Consider the following 593-nt stretch of genomic DNA (forward strand, 5'->3'; position numbering starts at 1 on the left):
GGATAAGCCCGGCTGCCAGGGTAAAAAGGCCACTTTCAGTGGCCAGAAAGTGACCGTTGACGCGGTGAATATGCCGCCCTGAGTGCTTTAACCGCTCAGAGACGAATTGATCAGCGGTTCCCTAATGGACTGGCAAACGACGCTTTGTCGGTAGGGGGGTGGTATGAAGCGATTGCTGGCAAATATCTCGGTAAAAACAAGTCTGACGTTCACGTTGGCTATTTCCTGAATCCGTGAGACCGGCCCCCGGAAGCACTTCTAACCCACTGACCTGCATGGCAATATAGCGAATATCGCCATTCACCCAGACAGTGCCATGCCCAACGTCAAGTTCCGCGCCAGTCGCCGCACCCTCACCAGCCACGCCGGGCTGTCCATCATCGGGCAATGCTTCGAGATCGCTGGCGTCGACAGCATCGACAGCCGCTTCCCCACCACGCTGGGCATGCGCACCAGTGACGTGATCAAGAGCTACCTGGGCCTGCTGTGTCTGGGCATGAGCGACTATGACGCCATCGAAAACTTCCGCCGCGACAAGCCCTTCCAACAGCTGCTGACCCTGCAAAAGGTGCCGAGCACGGCGACGCTGCGAC

1 pseudogene is annotated in these 593 nt (G+C 58.0%); it reads left to right on the top strand.

From position 1 onward, the window contains the following. Positions 1 to 316 precede the first annotated feature (316 nt). A pseudogene (locus tag B7L72_RS12390) lies at positions 317 to 593 on the top strand (IS1380 family transposase); the annotation flags it as partial.

Source organism: Halomonas sp. BC1, from assembly GCF_002078135.1.
Classification (GTDB): Bacteria; Pseudomonadota; Gammaproteobacteria; order Pseudomonadales; family Halomonadaceae; genus Vreelandella; species Vreelandella stevensii.